Raw genomic sequence first — 17,374 nt, 5'->3', positions numbered from 1 at the left:
AAGAAAATTATTCATCATAATTTTTAAATAACAAGTAAAAACTGTCGATTTATATTATAGTCACTACCCAACATAAAGAAGCTCTAATGAGCTTCTTTTTTTATGTTGGGTAGTGACTAAATTCATTTGCTATTTTGACTTTACGTAAGCATAATACCCATAGCAAAATCATAAAAGGAACTAATCCATATATCCACTTTTGCTGTATACTCTCAATAATAAAGTCATAGAATCCATGTAGAAGAGTAGGTAATAATAATGATAATAGCAAGTACATTACGCCTTTACCTTTTGCGAACTTAGCTCTGCCAATATAGTAACCCATTATTACTCCAAATAAAGCATGCGATGAGACAGGAAAAATTGCTCTGCTAACTGCAAATTCAATTCCATTAGCAAATAAATATAATATATTTTCAACCGTTGCAAAACCTAAGCTTATGGAAACACCATAGACAATACCATCATATACCGTATCAAATTTAGAATATTTATATGTTGTGAAGAGGAAGATAAACCATTTAAAAAACTCTTCAAAAAGACCGTACACAAAAAAAGGACTGCAAAAAGACCGTTTGTGCGATTCCCTCTTCATTAAAGGTATATTGAATAAACATGATTGGAAATACTAACAATGCACCATATAAAAAGGTACGAAAAATAGAAAAAATCGGTTCTAATTCATATTCATCTTTTAAATAAAAAAAGGAAAGTAATGCAAAGGCAGGCGCAATGGAAACAGAGATAAGCGCAAACAAGTAATTCACCTACTTTCTATCTTTAACGAAATATGGGATACTAACTTTAAACATTATTTAATGTCATACTAAAAACAAAGAAAGTTGGATATTTATGAGCAAGATTTTAGTAGTTCATACAGGTGGTACTATTTCAATGAAAGAAAATCAGGATGGAAGTGTCATGGAGACAGATATACATCCATTATCTAAAATGGATCTTTTAAATGATTATCCAATGGATGAGATACATTTATTTAATCTGCCTTCACCACATATTACCCCCCCAAATCATATGCTTCAACTAACTCAATTTTTGAATGAGAAGATCAACACTAAACAGTATAAAGGTATCGTCATTACTCATGGAACAGATACATTAGAAGAAACAGCTTACTTTATCGATTTAACCATAAAAACAAAAATACCAATTGTTTTTACTGGTGCCATGCGTTCAAGCAATGAAATTGGTTCTGATGGTCTCTATAATTTTATTTCTGCATTAAGGGTAGCATCAGATTCTAAAGCAAGTGATCGTGGAGTATTAGTTGTTATGAATGATGAAATACATACTGCACAATATGTTACAAAAACAGCAACGAGTAATGTAGCAACATTTCAAAGCCCACAGTTTGGTCCCGTGGGAATGGTAACGAAACAAGATATTTACTTCTATCAAAAAATCTATAATGAAGAAATAATTTCTGTTTCTTCACTAACAAAAAAAGTCCTGTTATTAAAGGCTTATGCAGGAATGGAAAAGGAATTAATTGACTCTATATCCTTAACTAACATAGATGGTCTGATAATTGAAGCGTTAGGAGCAGGTAACATTCCACCTCTATTGTACCAGGCTTAACCAACTTAATAAATAACGGTCTAACTGTATTATTTGTATCGCGCTGCTATAAAGGAATCGTCCAGCCCACCTATCAATATAAAGGGGGGGCGGACGTACATTACTTGATAAAGGAGTAATTTTTGCCAACCACTTAAATGGACAGAAGGCACGATTAAAATTAATGTTATTACTAGAAAAGGGTGCTTCCAATGATGACATTATATTGGCATTTAAAGATTAAGCAACAAGCTCGATAACTAGAAATAAAGGAACTGGCATATAACATATTATATTTCCAGATCCTTTTTTAATAACCTCTATTAACCATTCATTCTTTTCTAAGATATAACGAAAGAACTTTTAAAAAATTAACTTTTTTATTTATTGTTCTCTCTTTTGAATTTCTTCAGCAATTAAACCACCGTGAAATCTTCCGTTTTCGATAAAAATTTCGTTATTATCATAGCCTGCAGCAATTACTCCAGCTATGAATATATCTTTAACATTTGTCTCCATTGTTTCCACTTTAAATTCAGGTCTGCCTGTTTCATAATCAATGGAAATCCCAACTTTTTTCAAAAATTCTTGATCAGGTTGATACCCAGTCATTGCAAAGACATAATCGTTATTAATCCTTTTTCTTTCATTGTTAACACGATAGACTAATTCATGTTCTTTTATTTCTTCAACAGCTGCCTGAAATTCCATTTTGATTTTTCCATGGTTTACTAATGAAGCAAATTCGGGTAAAATCCATGGTTTAACACTCGTCGAATACTCACTTCCACGGTATAATACCGTAACATTTGCACCAGCTTTATGTAATTCAATTGTAGCATCCACGGCAGAATTTTTCCCGCCTATTACGACTACATCCTGTTGATAAAAAGGGTGTGCTTCTTTAAAGTAGTGAAAAACTTTATTTAATTTCTCTCCTTTAATCCCCATATAATTAGGTTGGCCGTAATACCCTGTAGCAATTATACAATAGGTACATTGATATGTATGATTTTCATTTTGCGGATTAACGGTTTCTAGTATGAACTGATTATTTTCTTTTTCTAGCTTTGTCACTTCTTCAAAATTATTTATCCTAAGTTTCTTTCTTGTAGCAACTTCGCGATAATAAGCAAGCGCTTGATTTCGTACCGGTTTATTTCTTTCATTTACAAAAGCAACTTCCCCCCCAATTTCTAATTTATCGCTTGAACTGAAAAAAGTTTGATGTGTAGGATACTTATAAATGGAATCCACAATATTTCCTTTTTCAATTATTAGCGGTTCTATTCCAATTTTTTGTAATTCAATTGCTGCAGACATCCCGCAAGGACCTGCTCCAATAACAATGGCTTTTTCTTGTTGCATGAAAATCAAACACTCCTTTTACTTGCTAATATCATTTTTTTATTAGATCCAACCTCTAAAACGAATGGCTTCTGCTTGTTTTTTTAAGCCAACCATATAACTAGCCATATACATATTAACATTTTTATTTTGAGAAATGTAGCGAACTTGTCTGATCGCATTACTAATTATTTCGTGCAATTTTGTTTCTATTTCTTCTTCTGTGTATTTTATTCCCCGCTTGTATTCCTGCCATTCTAAATATGAATATATGATTCCACCTGTTGTGGTTAACACTTCAGGTATGACAGATATATTTTTATCCATCAGTATTTTTTAAAGCAGATTTCTCAACGGAATGTGTTACCGTCTCTAAAATAGTATGAGCGTTTATTTGCTCTGCTATTATCGTTTTTATTTGCTCACCTTTAGCTGTTAAAACCAACATATCACATTCTTTTTGCATAAATTCATCAAGAGCTATACTATTAGGAATAGATTTTGTAACAAGACCAAAGCTGTCCTTTTTTCTTAATATATTTGGAATATCCAAACCTGATGAATTATAAATCGCTCCCTGTGGATCAGATACACCAATAATTTTGTAACCTAGCCGATACAATTCTGACGCCAGATAGCTACCTACCTGTCCAATTCCATGAATCATGATACCCTGACTTTCCTGATGATTGGAATAAGGTATTAATGATTGAATAGTAGAAAGAATTCCTTTCTCAATAGCTATTTCTTTATTTTTTATTCCTCCTAAAACGTAGGGTTTACCAGCTATAAAATTAGGATCTGTATGGGGGATTTAATTGACTGTATTCATCCATCATCCACGCTATCAATTGTGGATCCATAGAAGCATCTGAAGATAAAATATCAATTTCAGGTCCAATTACTTGATGAATAGCTCGAATATAGCCACGGCAGATTCTTTCCAATTCATGAAAGGATAATTCTCTAATATCGCAGACTACCCCCCCGCCACTACTTCCTCCTAGAGGTATCTGCAAATTGCTTGTTTTTACACTTCTTAAAATGGCTAATTGTGACACTTCTTCTTCTGTTAAATCAGGTCTAAAATGAACATTTCCTTGAGTAATGCCAAATACATCATGATGTTTCGTTCGGTAACCGGTAAATATCCTGACAGTATCGTCATCCATTCTGACAGGGATTCTTACCTTTATAGACATAGTTGGTTCTTTCAAAAATTGGTATACTTCATTAGGATATCCTAATTTTTTTAATATTTCTAACATCATTTCTTGTAAATGTGTATATGCCTTTTGCATTCATGTCACTCCCTAACATAGCACAATAGAATAAGTATACAATGAACCGGATATAAAGTGAAATTAATTTACTATTGTTGTAATAGGACATGTTATCTACCCATAAAATGAAATTGAAGCAGACTTTTTTAAAATAATATGACGAAAGGAGATCATCATCATGACGTATACACTAGTTAAATGCTATTCGCCATATATTAGTAAAATGGACCCTTGTCCACCAATGCTGAAAAAATGTTTTTCTACTCCACCAAATTTATATATACCATTTCAGCCCTATAACAGTGAACAATTTCCTACCGCAAGAGAAGCACTTTATAAGGGAACTTTATGGACCTGTTTGTATGATCCATATCCATTGAAAAGGGAGGAAAATCTCGAATGACACATCAGAAAACATTGCCTGACAGCTATTATCAATTGATGGAACAGATTCAGCAGGTTGATTTTGTTTTAGTGGAACTCACTTTATATCTTGATACACATCCTGATGACTTGGATGCTATCAATCAATTTAACCAAGCTGCATACGAGAGTCGCCAATTGAAGAATACCTTTGAAAAACAATTTGGTCCTTTAATGCAATTTGGCCAAAGCTTTTCAAATTATCCTTGGGATTGGAAAGAAGCTCCATGGCCATGGCAAGTATAGAGAGGAGGGAAAATATACATGTGGTATTATGAAAAAAAATTGCAGTATCCCGTAAAAGTCAGTCAATGTAATCCAAGATTAGCAAAATATTTAATTGAACAATACGGTGGAGCGGATGGGGAGCTTTCTGCAGCATTACGTTATTTAAATCAGCGATATACCATACCTGATAAAGTTGTCGGCTTATTAAATGACATTGGTACGGAAGAATTTGCGCACTTGGAAATGATTGCAACTATGATCTATAAATTAACAAAAGATGCAACACCTGAACAACTGGTAGAAGCAGGAATGGGAGCTCATTTTGTTAATCATGACCATGCATTATTTTACCATAATGCCGCAGGAGCGCCATGGACGGCTACTTATATACAAGCAAAGGGTGATCCGATAGCAGATCTATATGAAGACATTGCCGCGGAGGAGAAAGCAAGAGCCACTTATCAATGGATTATTGATGTATCAGATGATCCGTTTATAAATGATTCATTAAAATTTCTTAGAGAAAGAGAAATTGTCCATTCGCAACGTTTTCATGAAGCAGTAGAGATCTTAAAAGAAGAACGCGACCGCAAAAAAGTATTTTAAATAATACCCCCCTCGATTTATAAATTGAGGGGGGGTATTATTTAAAAAAGAACTGCTATCAATCAGTAATCGTAGGAATTATGATTTTTTCACCGACGATGATCGTTTTATTTTGTATTTGATTAGCATCTATTATCGCTTTCACATAATCCTCCGTACCATAATATTCTTTAGAAATAGAAAATAAAGTATCCATTCGTTCTACTTCATGCATCGTTATTTCATTTTTCGTTGAAACAGTACTAATTTTCGAAGTAGTCGATTGATTAAATTTCACAAAGACTTGCTCTACTTCGTGATTTACCTTTTCAGTTTCTGCTGAGGATAAATATTCTCCCCCCCAAAACTTAATCGTTAATAATAATAGAATAATGACAATAAATAATAGTAAAATAAAGCGAATGAATGGAAAAGATAACTTCCATTTTATTTTTTTCTTGATAGATTGGTGTATTTCACTTCTTGGTGGTAATGGAGCTTTTTCCTGACGATTTTCCAATTGATTACGTAGTGATGATGCTTGATCATCTCTTGTATCATGTTGCATCACGAATTCCCCCCTGTCCTAATCATAATTGCTAATGTAACATTTATTAAGAAATGTAACATTATTACTACTGGCAGACTGTTGGTCCAATGATATACCAGTCCTAACCAAAAACTTAATGCAACAACTGCCGTAAAAAGAAGAAGCTTAGAAAGATATCTTACATGAATGATAGCAAATATACTACTTGCTATCATTATACCAAAATTTGTTTGAATAACACCTCTAAATAACCATTCTTCACTGATAGCAACTACAACACACAATAGTATTATTTCAAAATAAGAACCTTCCTGAAATAATTTTTGATTAATTCCTCCATCATCCCACCAATTCTTAGGGAATACTCTCATCATTAAGATATCCAGAAATACAATCACGACAGCCGAACCCACTCCAAAAATAAGAAAATCTGATAGTGTTAACTGAAATAATGATAAAAATACATTCCAATTATCAAAAAAGATGATCGACAAGATAATGGCTATGATAATCATCAATAATTGCGAAAGCCATACCTGTTGTTTCAATTGTTTATTTGATAAATGCTTTATTATTTCAGCTTGTTTCATTTTTTTCGATATCTCCTTGATATAATATATCCTTTAATACTGCTTGCCAATTTTGTTTAGATTTCACAGTAAGTTGTGACGGAGGAGACCATTTATTCCATTCAAAATCACAATGATCACAACACATATAGTCTGGTGTTTGAAAACTATCTTGAAAGTGTTTAAATAATTCAAATCTTCTACAATTTTTTGTAAAGACCCACTGAAGCATTTCTTGTCGTTTTCTTTGTTTATATGCGATTCTCTTTTTAATTGTTGTCTGAATTGTCGATAATGCCTCTGTAAATCGAAGCGTATCTGTAACTATTAGATTTTGTCGCAAAATGCCTATTTTCTCTAATTGATAGCGAAAAAAGCGCCAATGTGCTTCTATTCCATTTGTTTGAACCATAAAGTCTTCTTTTAATTGTTCAATAGGTATCTTATTTTCATATATTAATTTTAAGTAATATTCGATTAAGGATGATTGAGGTAATTCGGTTTCCAATAAGCGTAATGAAATAAATGTATCTCTGTCATGATAAAGTGTAACACTGACACATTCCTGTCCCTCTCTTCCTGCTCTGCCAATTTCCTGAATAAATGATTCAATTTGAGACGGTATATGGTAATGGATAATAAGTTGAATATCTTTTTTATTAATACCCATACCAAATGCATTGGTACAACAAATAACATCTAATTGGTGATTCATGAATTGTTGTTGAATTAACAGACGATCCTGCTTGTCTAATCCTCCATGGTAATAAGCAATATTCCGCTTGGGAAACTTAGATTGAAGAGAGATGGCAATCTTTGTAGCCTCATCACGACTTGAAAAATAAATTAGTGTGGGAACATGATAGTTTTGGACAAGATCGATTACTTTATGTTGTTTTTCTTCCATATGCTCTACATGCTCTACTACAAATGAAATGTTTGGCTTATCCATAGGATAAATGATTTTTTTAGCATCATGTAACTGTAATGCTGTTACGATATCCTTTTGAACATCTGGTGTCGCTGTAGCCGTTAATGCTAAGATCGTAGGTGAATTCAAGCGGATATGTGCTTTTTTAATTCTTAAGTAATCAGGTCTGAACTCATGTCCCCCCCACTGTGAAATACAATGGGCTTCATCAATGACAAATAAATGGATTGAAAGCTGCGATAAACTCTGCAAGATACGTTCACTTTGTAACATCTCAGGTGACAAATAAATTAATTGATAGCTATCTAAATTTTTAATAGTGTTTTCTTTTTCCTTCCAGGAAATCATACTATTTAATGCCGCTACTTTTTTAAAACCTGTTGCTCTTAATTGCTTCACCTGATCCGTCATTAGTGACAATAGCGGTGAAATAACAATTACCATCCCTGAATTCATTATAGCAGGAAGCTGGTAACAAATTGATTTGCCTGAACCTGTTGGCAGGATAGCAAATACGTTTTTATCATTTAATACAGCTTCTATGATTTCACGTTGCCCCTTACGAAACGATTTGTAACCAAAATAAAAATACAAAGAATCTTCAATAGAATAATTAGTCATATGCAGTCTCTCCGTTTTGCTCCAGTGCCATCACGAGCTTGATTTGAAAATACGAAATTGATTCAGGTAATTGTTCTTTAATGTCTTTTAACTTTTTTGTTGAAAGTGTATTTATTTTTTCTGTAATTATATCGTATTCTTGTTTCGTTATATATCGTTTCCACTCTAATGTTTTGTTTATATAGGCAATTTCCACAATATGATCTTTAATGGTATTTTCTTTCAGATGACGTTTAGCAGCTATTTTCTCAAGAACAAAGCCTTCATTCAGATAGTATAACGTTTTTCTGGCAGAATCACTAAGTATTCTATACTTGGCCTGATTCGGATAAAGATTGGCTAAAAATTGAAATGCTTCGCCATCTTCTATTTTAAAGCATATATAATGTATGGTATTCATAAAGAATAAATAGCAATCGTGAGGATTTATATTATATTTAGTAGATAATTGATACTTGCTTAACCCAATTTGTTTAGAAGTCGTTAATTGATCAACAAACAAAGCACTATAAACATCAGGAAAAAATTGTAAAACTTTATCCAAATCTCGATAGATTAATGTTAACAGAGTAGTAGAGTTATTTTTATGTACGCTCCATACTTTTTTAACAAATTGTTGAATGCTGCGATCTTCAATAATTGGGATAAAGTTCGTCTTCTTAACATGGATATGTGTGATAATTTGAATAAACAATATTAAATGCTTTGAAAATGGATAGGATACTTCATAGAACCGCATCCCATCGAAAGCAAAGTATGGTGCTAATTTTCCATGTAGTTCTATTAACATGTTCTCTCCATGACTTGTTATAAATAAGTGCTGATTTTCATCATTTTTAATTAATTGTTCTTTAGCTAAATCATTGACAAATTGATTATATTCCTCTCTAGGTAAAGACTTATAAATCCCATAATATCGTGTTAGTCCGAATAAATTACTGTCCTGAACGGTTTGTATCGATTTTTTAGCTGTTAACAAATGATAAATATTATACATGGTTCGTTGACCATTTAGTTGTTTTACGCATTCTAATATAATGTATGTAAACATCGTTTCACCCCCCCGAATCTATCTCTTTTCTATTTTAGCAAGTATTGTTTAAAATTAATACACCTTCATTGTCAGATTTACTTTGATTTGATACTCTTTTAGTTAGACTAATTAAAGGATGTGGCTTCGATGCCATATATAACTTGTATAGATAAGGAAACTTGTATTGCATGTGGTGTATGTGGTGCAACAGCACCGGATTTGTTTGATTACGATGAGGAAGGGATTGCTTACGCAAAACGCGACAGGAACAAGGGAGAAGAAATGGTTCCAGTGCATCTGGAAGAAGATTTATTAGATGCAGAAGAAGGCTGCCCCCCCACAGGATCTGTGAGAGTTTTCAGAAGATGATCGACTAAAGCTCCTTTTTATAAAAATAGATGGTTTATATCTATTATTTTTCACAACAAAGCGAATGTTATAATAAATTAAGATCCACATGAGAAAGATAATGTGCACTAACTGATGAGGTAATTATGACTTGACTGTTTTGCTTAACAAGCCGCTCCGGCTTGTCCGCTTCCCTTTCCACGGATTTTTCTCTCAGCTAACTTTGGCAAGCCAAAGTGGATCTTCGGAAAAAAACATCCCGTAGGAGTGAAAGCGGACGCCTACGCTATTGGAATGCTCTACAACGGTTATGACCGGGTATCTTTTTGCTATGCAACTAAAATATCCGAACGATAACAAATTCTCGTTGCAGAATTCGCTTTATCGTTCGGATTTACTTATATCAATTTACTTTTGTCTCAGTCTTTTTATTATCATCAGAAGTTTGAAATTAAGATCATAATGCTACGTTTATTTAAAATTTTAACTAGCAGCTTCATTTAGGTCCACTATATTTATCTGATTAGTCGTATCTATTGGAGCCGTTAGGTCATACTTCCCTATTTGATCCAGACCAATATCCAACGTTACTTGTTGAAAACCATACGTATACGCAGTTGCTAGAATTGATTCCACCATTGATACCGTTAATTGATTATCTCCTATTTGTTTTGAAGAAATCGAAACAAATACGTGGTTTTCAGCTAAATTCTCTACAGCAATATTGGCATCATTTGGTATAGTGGCCCACACTAGGAAAGTCTGTTCATTATTTTTCATTTCTTCTAATGCTGAATTTAGTGTCTTATATTGATTGTTTGTAATCGGAACAAGCCATTCAGAGGAACCAGTGTTGTCTGCCTGATACAATTTATATGGTGTTTGCTTCGTCTCTAATAATGAATAGGGATTTTCAATTGCCCCTAATTCTTCCGCTATTGAATGATTATTTTCAAAGCTTATTTCACTTATGTCTAAGGGTTGAAACATATATGCCAGTATCCATTCAAAATTCGAAATATTGCTACCACTTGCAATGACATCAAACGTATTATTAAAGCGGGCACGCACTATGCTTCTTCTATTGTGAATTCCATATCTTTTATTCCAATATCATACAAGCCATTCTGGTCTAAATTGATCTGTCCATCTATTTGTTCAATATAGTTAGAATAGGTCTCTTCCTTACTATTTAATAGAGTGACAGGAACAATATGCTGCGCCTGCTCTGTTATAAAGGCAGTATATACTGCTGATTCATTTTTAATGTTTATCATATAGTTATACATTTGATCTAATTTCTGACTACTTTCCTCTTCAACTGCTTCAGTATCCTGACTGTTATTTATGCTTTTACTTTCATCTTGATCCTCTGCTATTGAGGATTCACCAGTCTGATCAGAGTTTTCTAATTTTGCGGATTCCATCGAAGAATCTTCTGCACTATTAGATGAGGATTGGTCAGATTGATTAGAAAAATTTTGAGTTTGAATGATTATGAAAAGTAATATAATAGAACAAATGGATGCAAGTGTTGGAATCCATACGGCTACTCTTTTTTTAGATAAAACAGATTGGTTATGATTTAATTTTCTCTGAATCTTTTGATATAGTTGTTCTTTTGACTGTTGATCTTCTATTTTTGGCATGTTTTTTAGCTGGTTTATTAAATATTCTTTATCATTATGGTTTGTCATCATCATCCTCCTCTCTTTTCGTTGACTGAACACACTGTTGCAGGATTTTTAATGCGCGATGTTGCGTTGTCTTAACCTTACTAATCGACCATCCCAATATTTCAGCCGATTCTTGAATCGTAAACTCTTGGATATATCGTAAAATAAGTATTTGCTTCTGATCAATCGAACAATGTTCCATACAATGATATATGTGCTTCATTTGATCATTGAGTAATACGGATTGTTCGGGTTCAGCGAGAGTAGATTTTAGTTGCTCTCCCTCTTCACCCCCCCAATTAAAAAATTCTAAAAATCTATTTCTTTTACGCTTTAGTTTCCTAAAATAATCAAATGTTTCATGCCTTGCAATAGAAAATAACCATGTTTTCTCTGTACTCTCTCCTTTAAAACTTTCGTAAGATTTAAGTACTTTAATATAGACATCCTGCACAATATCTTCTGTTTGTTCCTTATCCTTCACCATATAAAAAATAAACTGGAATAAATCCTGATGATATTTATCATAAAAGTGCTCAAAAGTGGTCTTCACCTTCAGACCCCCCTTACCCTATTATATTGGTCGATTCTGATTAAAGAAAGTTACAAAAATAGATAAAATGAATTAATGGGTACCTACACACTAAAATACCACAGTATTATATACTGTGGTAGTGGTAATTAAATTTCAGATATAGTATTTCTCTTGTTTTTTTAATAATTTAGTTAGGATTGGATACAATACCAGCATAAAACCTACATTCCCTATAGCATGCATGGAATCAAATGGAATACCCGCTAAATAATAAGCTATGAAATTACCTGCATACGTAAAGGTGCCTAAATTCACAATTAATCCATAAATATATGCCGCCAAAAAAGAAAAAACCGTGAAGAGAATTATGCTCCTATTGTTTATTTGTCTTTTTCCTAATAATCCTGATAATAGTGCAATGAATGACCAACCAATCATTTGCCATATTGTCCAAATCCCCCATTCCCAAAAATAGATTTGTAAGATAGGTACTAATGATAGCTATACTAATTCCAGGAAAAACACCAAGCATTGCACTAGTAATAATAATAATTGTAGTAACTGGTTGAATATTCGGTAAAAATTGAAAGCCGATTCTCCCAATGACACATATAGCAGCCAGCAAAGAGATTAATGTGAGTTTGTAGATATTCGACACTTTACTCAGTAGCTTCAAGATCAAAGGTGATATGATCTTGATCCTTTATCAGATAATCCGAAATTCCTACACTCGCCATCTCACCATTTACTTCATACAACCAATATACTCCCTTTTCCACCTCTTGCTTATGACCTTCAATGGCGGTTAGAAAACCATCTTCTGATACTTCTACCTCATAATTATCTTCTAATACAGTTAGGAGATTGGTATCTGCCTGTACCGTGAAGTTTTCATCACTTATGGTGCTATCACTTGTTTGATCAGTTATAGTGACATGAACATTTACTTCTTCACTTGTTGATTGTTTTTCTTCATTACCGCAGGCTCCTAAAAATATTGCTATGACAATGACAGATAAGAATTGTATTATTTTTTTCATTTATTATTCTCCTCAATTTATTATAGTTGAGGATAAAAGCCATGTTATTAGTATGTATTTCCTGATACAACTAGTTCACATGCTTAATCCCCCCCGAAGCATGAATTTCGATGTTTAATGGCAGGTCTCCTGACTTGTGCTTTATATCTACTATAGCGTCTTCCCATATGCAATCATACATACAGTGACATCAGCTAGTTCGTCTGCACTTACAGTTGCGAGGACAGTTCTGGAATTTAACCAGATTCCCTATTAAGTATTTCACCATTTAACATACACTAATTCCTTATGTTTATGTTATTTCAAACTTATATCCAACACCCCCCAAACCGTTACAATCATCTTTGCTGCATTTTCAGATACCTTATTTAACTTCTCTCTTAATCGTTTAACATGGGTATCAACTGTTCTTAAATCACCGAAAAACTCATATTTCCATACTTCTTTTAATAATTCTTCTCTTTCAAAAACTTTATCAGGTGATTTGGCTAAAAACATTAATAATTCATATTCTTTTGGCGTTAAACTTACTTCTTTATTATCAGCTAAAACGCGGTGTGCATCATTATCGATAACTAAATGTGGGAATTCTATCATATCTTTAGAACGATTGGAAGCATTCATTACACTCATGCTGCTAGACCTTCTTAATAGTGCTTTTACCCTAAGAACTACTTCTCTAGGACTAAATGGTTTCACGATATAATCATCGGTACCAGCTTCAAATCCATGGATACGATTTAATTCCTCACCTTTTGCGGTAAGCATGATGACTGGAGTTGATTTTTTTGTTCGTAATTCTTTACACACTTCTAAGCCATCTTTTCCTGGCATCATCAAATCTAATAAAATAACTTCGTAATCTTCAGATAAAGCCATCTGCAGAGCTTGTTCTCCATCTTCTGCCTCATCAATCTGATAGCCTTCACGTTCTAGGTACATTTTTAACAAACGTCTAATTCTTTCTTCGTCATCCACAACTAGTATTTTTTGAATTTCATCCTCCATCATTATCCCCCCCCTACCTTTTTCTTAAGTATATATGTAAAAAGCACAAGAGACAATTATCGCTTGTACTTTTTTACAGAAAATTATATTGTATTATTCATAATGCAATCTTTCTTACAATTTACGCATACGAATGTAAACCAGCTAATACTAAGTTAACCACAATTAAATTAAACATGATAATTGCAAATCCTACCACTGCTAACCAAGCTGATTTTTCTCCATGCCAACCGCGGGACAAACGCAAGTGCAGGAACACAGCATAAAATAGCCAAGTTATTAAAGCCCACACTTCCTTAGGATCCCATCCCCCAATAGCGTTGCCAAGCCTCTTGTGCCCAAATGGAAGCGAAAATCAGACCCCCCCAATGTGAATACCGGGAAGCCAATCGTCACCGCTCGGTAGCATACTTCATCTAACAATTCAGGATTCACCTTCTTCACCAGTGGTTGAATAGCTGCTGCAACGCGTTTTCGTAATATTAATCTAGTTATTAAGTAAAAGAATAAACCAATTATTAGAGACCATACTAATGTATTTAATTTACGTGGAGCCTCTGCCCCCCCATGCAGCCAGTCTGGTGCAATAATGATAGCATCCATTCTATCTGTGGTTAGTAATTCTCCATTTTCCGGACCAAATATGGCAGGCAATTTATAATCTAGAGTTGATTCCTTGCCATCAATATTATAAGAAAAAGAGGCATTATAGTCCATTGAAGAGAATATACTTGTAATAACGATAAAACCTATTGTGGCAAATAAAGAATACATAATAATTTCTAACCATTTGGTTTTTGCTGTTGATTTTACCTGATCAATTTGACGAATCAGATAAATAAGCCCCCGCAATAAAACTAACAGCCAGAATAGCTTCACCTAAAGCAACTGTTGTCACATGAATATATAACCAGTGACTCTTTAAAGATGGTACTAATGGTGATAATTCTTTAGGATACATACTCGCATAAGCAATAACCAATAAAGCTATCGGCAGTGCAAACAAACCTAATAATTCAATGCGGTAGATAAAATACAAAATGATAAACGCTAATATAAGCATCATGCCGAAAAATGTAACAAATTCAAACATGTTACTGACGGGAGCATGCCCGCTAGCTATCCATCTCGTTATAAAATAACCTAATTGAGCAAAAAAACCTAAAATTGTAAATCCTATAGCAAGTTTATTGACAATAGTATATTGCTTTTTTTCCTAGCATCTTTGATAGTTGCAGCAAAAAAGACAATGGCGATTAAATAAATAATAAAAGCTGTATATAATAATCCCCCCCCACTTAATGCAGTAAAATCCACTATTTATTCCTCCTTTCATTACCTAATCGGGCAAATTACAAGTCATTCTTTCTTTCTTGATCTTCTACCATTGAAAACGAAGTACCATCAATTACTTTTTCGAATTCTTTTGATAGGCCAAACCAGTTTTTATTGGTATGACATGCAATTAATAGTTTGCCATCCCCCCCTGGATGTATCCAAATTCTACGATGCTGCCAATACATACCCTGGATAACGCCAATCATAAAAATAAATGCACCAATACCTAAAATAGGTAATGTTAAATCCTTGCGAACTGTTAACCCACTAACATCCCGAACGCTAAAATCAGTTAAGCCGATTTTATATTGATTATTACCAGAAGGTATGTTTTGCCCGATTGCTAAGAAGCTTGCTTCTCTATCTTCTATATCTGGGCCATAAACAAAGAATACGAATCCTGGATTTCTTGGATAATTTGATACAGAACTGGGTTGTCCATCATTTAATTCATAGTCTGGATAATATTTACCTAGTTCAATCCGGTAACCATTATCAAATTGATATTCACTATTTGGTTCGGTTAAATCTACTGTAAATTCTGCAATTGCTTCTTCTTGCTGATCTGAAGCCATATGTAGCTTAAATGACATACTCTTAAATTCATTTAATTGATAACCATCCTGATAAAGTGCTAATCCATTTACTTTCAATGGTTCATTTACGATTATGCCTCCACGCTTCACTTCTTCTAATTTTGGTTCTGCACCTATGACATCTTCAGAAACATCCCGATATATCACCGCTTTAGTTTCAAAATGCTTAGGTACTGGTGCATTATTATTTTGAAGGGCTTTTTCAAAAATAGCATCTTCTTTGTCCTCACCATAGGTTTCGAAAATAAATTCTTCACTTTTTACATAAAATTCTTGATTCGTACTTGGAATGACAGCTGTTTCACCCTCACGCACCCATAAATACTCATCCACATACATAAATGGCACAAACCGAAAAAGTGTACCTAATAAGAAGATAATCAGTCCTACGTGATTTATATACGGACCCCCCCAACGTGAAAACCTTCCTTTTTCTGCTAAAATATGGCCGTCCTGTTCGGAAATCTTATATCGATGTTTTTTCAGATTTTTAATGAATCGATCTTTATCATCAGCTGAATAGTCATGAATTTCCGAAAAGAGTTTTTGTCTTTTTAAAAAGTTAGGATGTCGTTTAATTGCTTGGTTTTTCAGTGCTCTGTATAATGGCACGCCACGGTCGATACTAACGATAAAAATCGAAATGCCAATCATGGCAATTAAAATCATATACCACCATGAACTATATAACTCATGAAGTCCTAGTTGATAATAGATTTGTCCCGTTATACCATATTGATCACGATAATGTTCTGCAGGGTTTACCGTTGTTGGTATGTACATCTTCTGAGGATATATAGTACCTAACGCAGAAACAACTAATGCAATCGTGATTAATGTAACGCCTATTTTAACAGAGGAGAAAAAATTCCACGTTTTATCAACAATGGAGCGGTTTTTCGTTTTGGAACGGATCGCACTGCCATCGTAACGCATATTTAATAATTTATTTTTATGGTCATTATCTAATGGTTTTCCACATTTTTCGCAAATGGTGGTGCCTTCTTTATTAGGATGACCACATGTACTGCATGTTTTTGTGTTCATTCAAACCCCCCCTCACCATCAATTCGGTTCTATCTGTTTCAAATAACCTTCTAATTTTTCCAGACTTAATTCTCCCAATACTCGTTCTACCACAATGCCATTTTCATCAATAAAATAGGTTGTAGGCAATGGTCTAATACCATAAGCGTCCAAGACTTGACTATTTTTATCGTGAAGTATTGGAAAAGTTAAGTCATATTCTTCGACAAAATTAGTAATAACTAATTCCGTAGCATCAACACTTACAGCAAGAATTTCTATCCCTTTTTCTTTATATTCGGGATATAATTTTTCCATATAAGGCATTTCTTTTTTACATGGTCCACAATATGTCGCCCAAAAATTTAACATGACACCTTTACCTCTTAAATCAGATAATTTTATTATATTATCATTAGTTGTAACGACTTGTTTTAGTTGAAAATCTTTTGCATGATCACCTATAGCTACGTTTGCGTCTTCTTTTGCTGTTAAATTTGACACGACTGCAAATACTAATGCTGCAAATAAGATTATTAAAATAGAAAAGCGAAATACTAAGCGATTTCTCTTTTTATTTTGCTTTTTTTATTCGCCTTTTCAGTATGATCCATAAACCTCACTCCCTTCGATCATTTTAACATTAACATTGATCAAATATT

General features: G+C 33.5%; 19 protein-coding genes, 5 pseudogenes and 1 riboswitch. Of the genes and pseudogenes, 5 read left to right on the top strand and 19 right to left on the bottom strand.

Annotated elements, in window-relative coordinates:
• Positions 1–100 precede the first annotated feature (100 nt).
• Positions 101–758: pseudogene (prsW, locus tag JCM21714_RS01170) on the bottom strand (glutamic-type intramembrane protease PrsW).
• Between the two features lie 94 nt (positions 759–852).
• Here prsW and JCM21714_RS01165 point away from each other — a divergent pair.
• Positions 853–1,819 (top strand): annotated as a pseudogene (locus JCM21714_RS01165) (asparaginase).
• 140 nt (positions 1,820–1,959) lie between these two features.
• Here JCM21714_RS01165 and JCM21714_RS01160 read toward each other — a convergent pair.
• From JCM21714_RS01160 to JCM21714_RS17910, 4 genes are read right to left on the bottom strand one after another with little or no spacing between them, the layout of a single operon-like run.
• Positions 1,960–2,943: a YpdA family putative bacillithiol disulfide reductase gene (locus tag JCM21714_RS01160; RefSeq protein ID WP_035721045.1), complete on the bottom strand. Its 984-nt coding sequence runs from the start codon at positions 2,941–2,943 to the stop codon at positions 1,960–1,962.
• 42 nt (positions 2,944–2,985) lie between these two features.
• Positions 2,986–3,249: a Glu/Leu/Phe/Val dehydrogenase gene (locus tag JCM21714_RS22640; RefSeq protein WP_052000317.1), complete on the bottom strand. Its 264-nt coding sequence runs from the start codon at positions 3,247–3,249 to the stop codon at positions 2,986–2,988.
• Positions 3,242–3,682, bottom strand: coding sequence for a 2-dehydropantoate 2-reductase N-terminal domain-containing protein (locus JCM21714_RS22635; protein ID WP_268748270.1), 441 nt, complete (start codon positions 3,680–3,682; stop codon positions 3,242–3,244). Before JCM21714_RS22635 ends, JCM21714_RS22640 begins: the two co-directional genes overlap by 8 nt.
• Positions 3,683–3,716: 34 nt before the next feature.
• Positions 3,717–4,223: a Glu/Leu/Phe/Val dehydrogenase dimerization domain-containing protein gene (locus tag JCM21714_RS17910; protein ID WP_052000315.1), complete on the bottom strand. Its 507-nt coding sequence runs from the start codon at positions 4,221–4,223 to the stop codon at positions 3,717–3,719.
• 160 nt (positions 4,224–4,383) lie between these two features.
• Between JCM21714_RS17910 and JCM21714_RS01150 the strand changes: the two genes are divergently transcribed.
• From JCM21714_RS01150 to JCM21714_RS01140, 3 genes are read left to right on the top strand one after another with little or no spacing between them, the layout of a single operon-like run.
• Complete coding sequence (locus JCM21714_RS01150; RefSeq protein ID WP_035721042.1) at positions 4,384–4,608, top strand: spore coat associated protein CotJA; 225 nt, start codon at positions 4,384–4,386, stop codon at positions 4,606–4,608.
• Positions 4,605–4,874, top strand: a complete 270-nt coding sequence (locus JCM21714_RS01145) for a spore coat protein CotJB (RefSeq protein ID WP_035721039.1) — start codon at positions 4,605–4,607, stop codon at positions 4,872–4,874. Before JCM21714_RS01150 ends, JCM21714_RS01145 begins: the two co-directional genes overlap by 4 nt.
• An 18-nt stretch (positions 4,875–4,892) precedes the next feature.
• Positions 4,893–5,462: a manganese catalase family protein gene (locus JCM21714_RS01140; RefSeq protein ID WP_035721037.1), complete on the top strand. Its 570-nt coding sequence runs from the start codon at positions 4,893–4,895 to the stop codon at positions 5,460–5,462.
• 58 nt (positions 5,463–5,520) lie between these two features.
• On the opposite strand, the gene JCM21714_RS01135 is transcribed toward JCM21714_RS01140, so the two are convergent.
• The 4 genes from JCM21714_RS01135 to JCM21714_RS01120 are packed head-to-tail and all read right to left on the bottom strand — an operon-like array spanning position 5,521 to position 9,163.
• Positions 5,521–6,009, bottom strand: coding sequence for a LysM peptidoglycan-binding domain-containing protein (locus tag JCM21714_RS01135; RefSeq protein ID WP_035721035.1), 489 nt, complete (start codon positions 6,007–6,009; stop codon positions 5,521–5,523).
• Positions 6,009–6,581, bottom strand: coding sequence for a CPBP family intramembrane glutamic endopeptidase (locus JCM21714_RS01130; protein WP_035721033.1), 573 nt, complete (start codon positions 6,579–6,581; stop codon positions 6,009–6,011). Before JCM21714_RS01130 ends, JCM21714_RS01135 begins: the two co-directional genes overlap by 1 nt.
• Positions 6,568–8,112, bottom strand: a complete 1,545-nt coding sequence (locus JCM21714_RS01125; RefSeq protein WP_035721031.1) for a RecQ family ATP-dependent DNA helicase — start codon at positions 8,110–8,112, stop codon at positions 6,568–6,570. Before JCM21714_RS01125 ends, JCM21714_RS01130 begins: the two co-directional genes overlap by 14 nt.
• A complete protein-coding gene (locus JCM21714_RS01120) occupies positions 8,105–9,163 on the bottom strand; it encodes a YpbB family protein (protein ID WP_035721029.1) in 1,059 nt (352 codons plus the stop codon). The genes JCM21714_RS01125 and JCM21714_RS01120 overlap by 8 nt, the downstream gene beginning before the upstream one ends.
• Positions 9,164–9,292: 129 nt before the next feature.
• Between JCM21714_RS01120 and JCM21714_RS01115 the strand changes: the two genes are divergently transcribed.
• Positions 9,293–9,514, top strand: coding sequence for a ferredoxin (locus tag JCM21714_RS01115; RefSeq protein WP_035721026.1), 222 nt, complete (start codon positions 9,293–9,295; stop codon positions 9,512–9,514).
• Positions 9,515–9,976: 462 nt separating this feature from the next.
• On the opposite strand, the gene JCM21714_RS01110 is transcribed toward JCM21714_RS01115, so the two are convergent.
• The 10 genes and pseudogenes from JCM21714_RS01110 to resA form a co-directional block, all read right to left on the bottom strand.
• Entirely contained in the window at positions 9,977–10,564 is a 588-nt protein-coding gene (locus tag JCM21714_RS01110) for a hypothetical protein (RefSeq protein WP_035721019.1), read from the bottom strand.
• Positions 10,564–11,190 carry a hypothetical protein gene (locus tag JCM21714_RS01105; RefSeq protein WP_035721017.1) on the bottom strand — a complete coding sequence of 209 codons (627 nt, stop codon included), beginning with the start codon at positions 11,188–11,190 and terminating at the stop codon, positions 10,564–10,566. Before JCM21714_RS01105 ends, JCM21714_RS01110 begins: the two co-directional genes overlap by 1 nt.
• Positions 11,177–11,722 carry a sigma-70 family RNA polymerase sigma factor gene (locus JCM21714_RS01100; RefSeq protein WP_035721015.1) on the bottom strand — a complete coding sequence of 182 codons (546 nt, stop codon included), beginning with the start codon at positions 11,720–11,722 and terminating at the stop codon, positions 11,177–11,179. The genes JCM21714_RS01105 and JCM21714_RS01100 overlap by 14 nt, the downstream gene beginning before the upstream one ends.
• 135 nt (positions 11,723–11,857) lie before the next feature.
• The gene (locus JCM21714_RS20675) at positions 11,858–12,046 is read right to left on the bottom strand and encodes a hypothetical protein (RefSeq protein WP_235182533.1); all 189 of its coding nucleotides are present in this window, start codon (positions 12,044–12,046) and stop codon (positions 11,858–11,860) included.
• Between the two features lie 31 nt (positions 12,047–12,077).
• Positions 12,078–12,362: an ECF transporter S component gene (locus JCM21714_RS20670; protein WP_235182532.1), complete on the bottom strand. Its 285-nt coding sequence runs from the start codon at positions 12,360–12,362 to the stop codon at positions 12,078–12,080.
• 1 nt (position 12,363) lies between these two features.
• Positions 12,364–12,744 (bottom strand): DUF4430 domain-containing protein, encoded by a 381-nt coding sequence (locus JCM21714_RS01090; RefSeq protein ID WP_035721014.1) that lies wholly within the window; start codon positions 12,742–12,744, stop codon positions 12,364–12,366.
• Between the two features lie 102 nt (positions 12,745–12,846).
• A riboswitch (cobalamin riboswitch) is annotated at positions 12,847–13,028 on the bottom strand.
• Positions 13,029–13,036: 8 nt separating this feature from the next.
• Positions 13,037–13,752, bottom strand: a pseudogene (locus JCM21714_RS01085) (response regulator transcription factor).
• Between the two features lie 121 nt (positions 13,753–13,873).
• A pseudogene (ccsB, locus tag JCM21714_RS01080) lies at positions 13,874–15,069 on the bottom strand (c-type cytochrome biogenesis protein CcsB).
• A gap of 35 nt (positions 15,070–15,104) precedes the next feature.
• Complete coding sequence (locus JCM21714_RS01075; RefSeq protein WP_035721013.1) at positions 15,105–16,733, bottom strand: cytochrome c biogenesis ResB family protein; 1,629 nt, start codon at positions 16,731–16,733, stop codon at positions 15,105–15,107.
• An 18-nt stretch (positions 16,734–16,751) separates the two neighbouring features.
• A pseudogene (resA, locus tag JCM21714_RS01070) lies at positions 16,752–17,297 on the bottom strand (thiol-disulfide oxidoreductase ResA); the annotation flags it as partial.
• Between the last annotated feature and the right edge of the window lie 77 nt (positions 17,298–17,374).

Source organism: Gracilibacillus boraciitolerans JCM 21714 (assembly GCF_000521485.1).
In the GTDB taxonomy this organism is placed as follows: domain Bacteria; phylum Bacillota; class Bacilli; order Bacillales; family Amphibacillaceae; genus Gracilibacillus; species Gracilibacillus boraciitolerans.
This window is presented reverse-complemented; position numbering and strand designations above follow the sequence as displayed.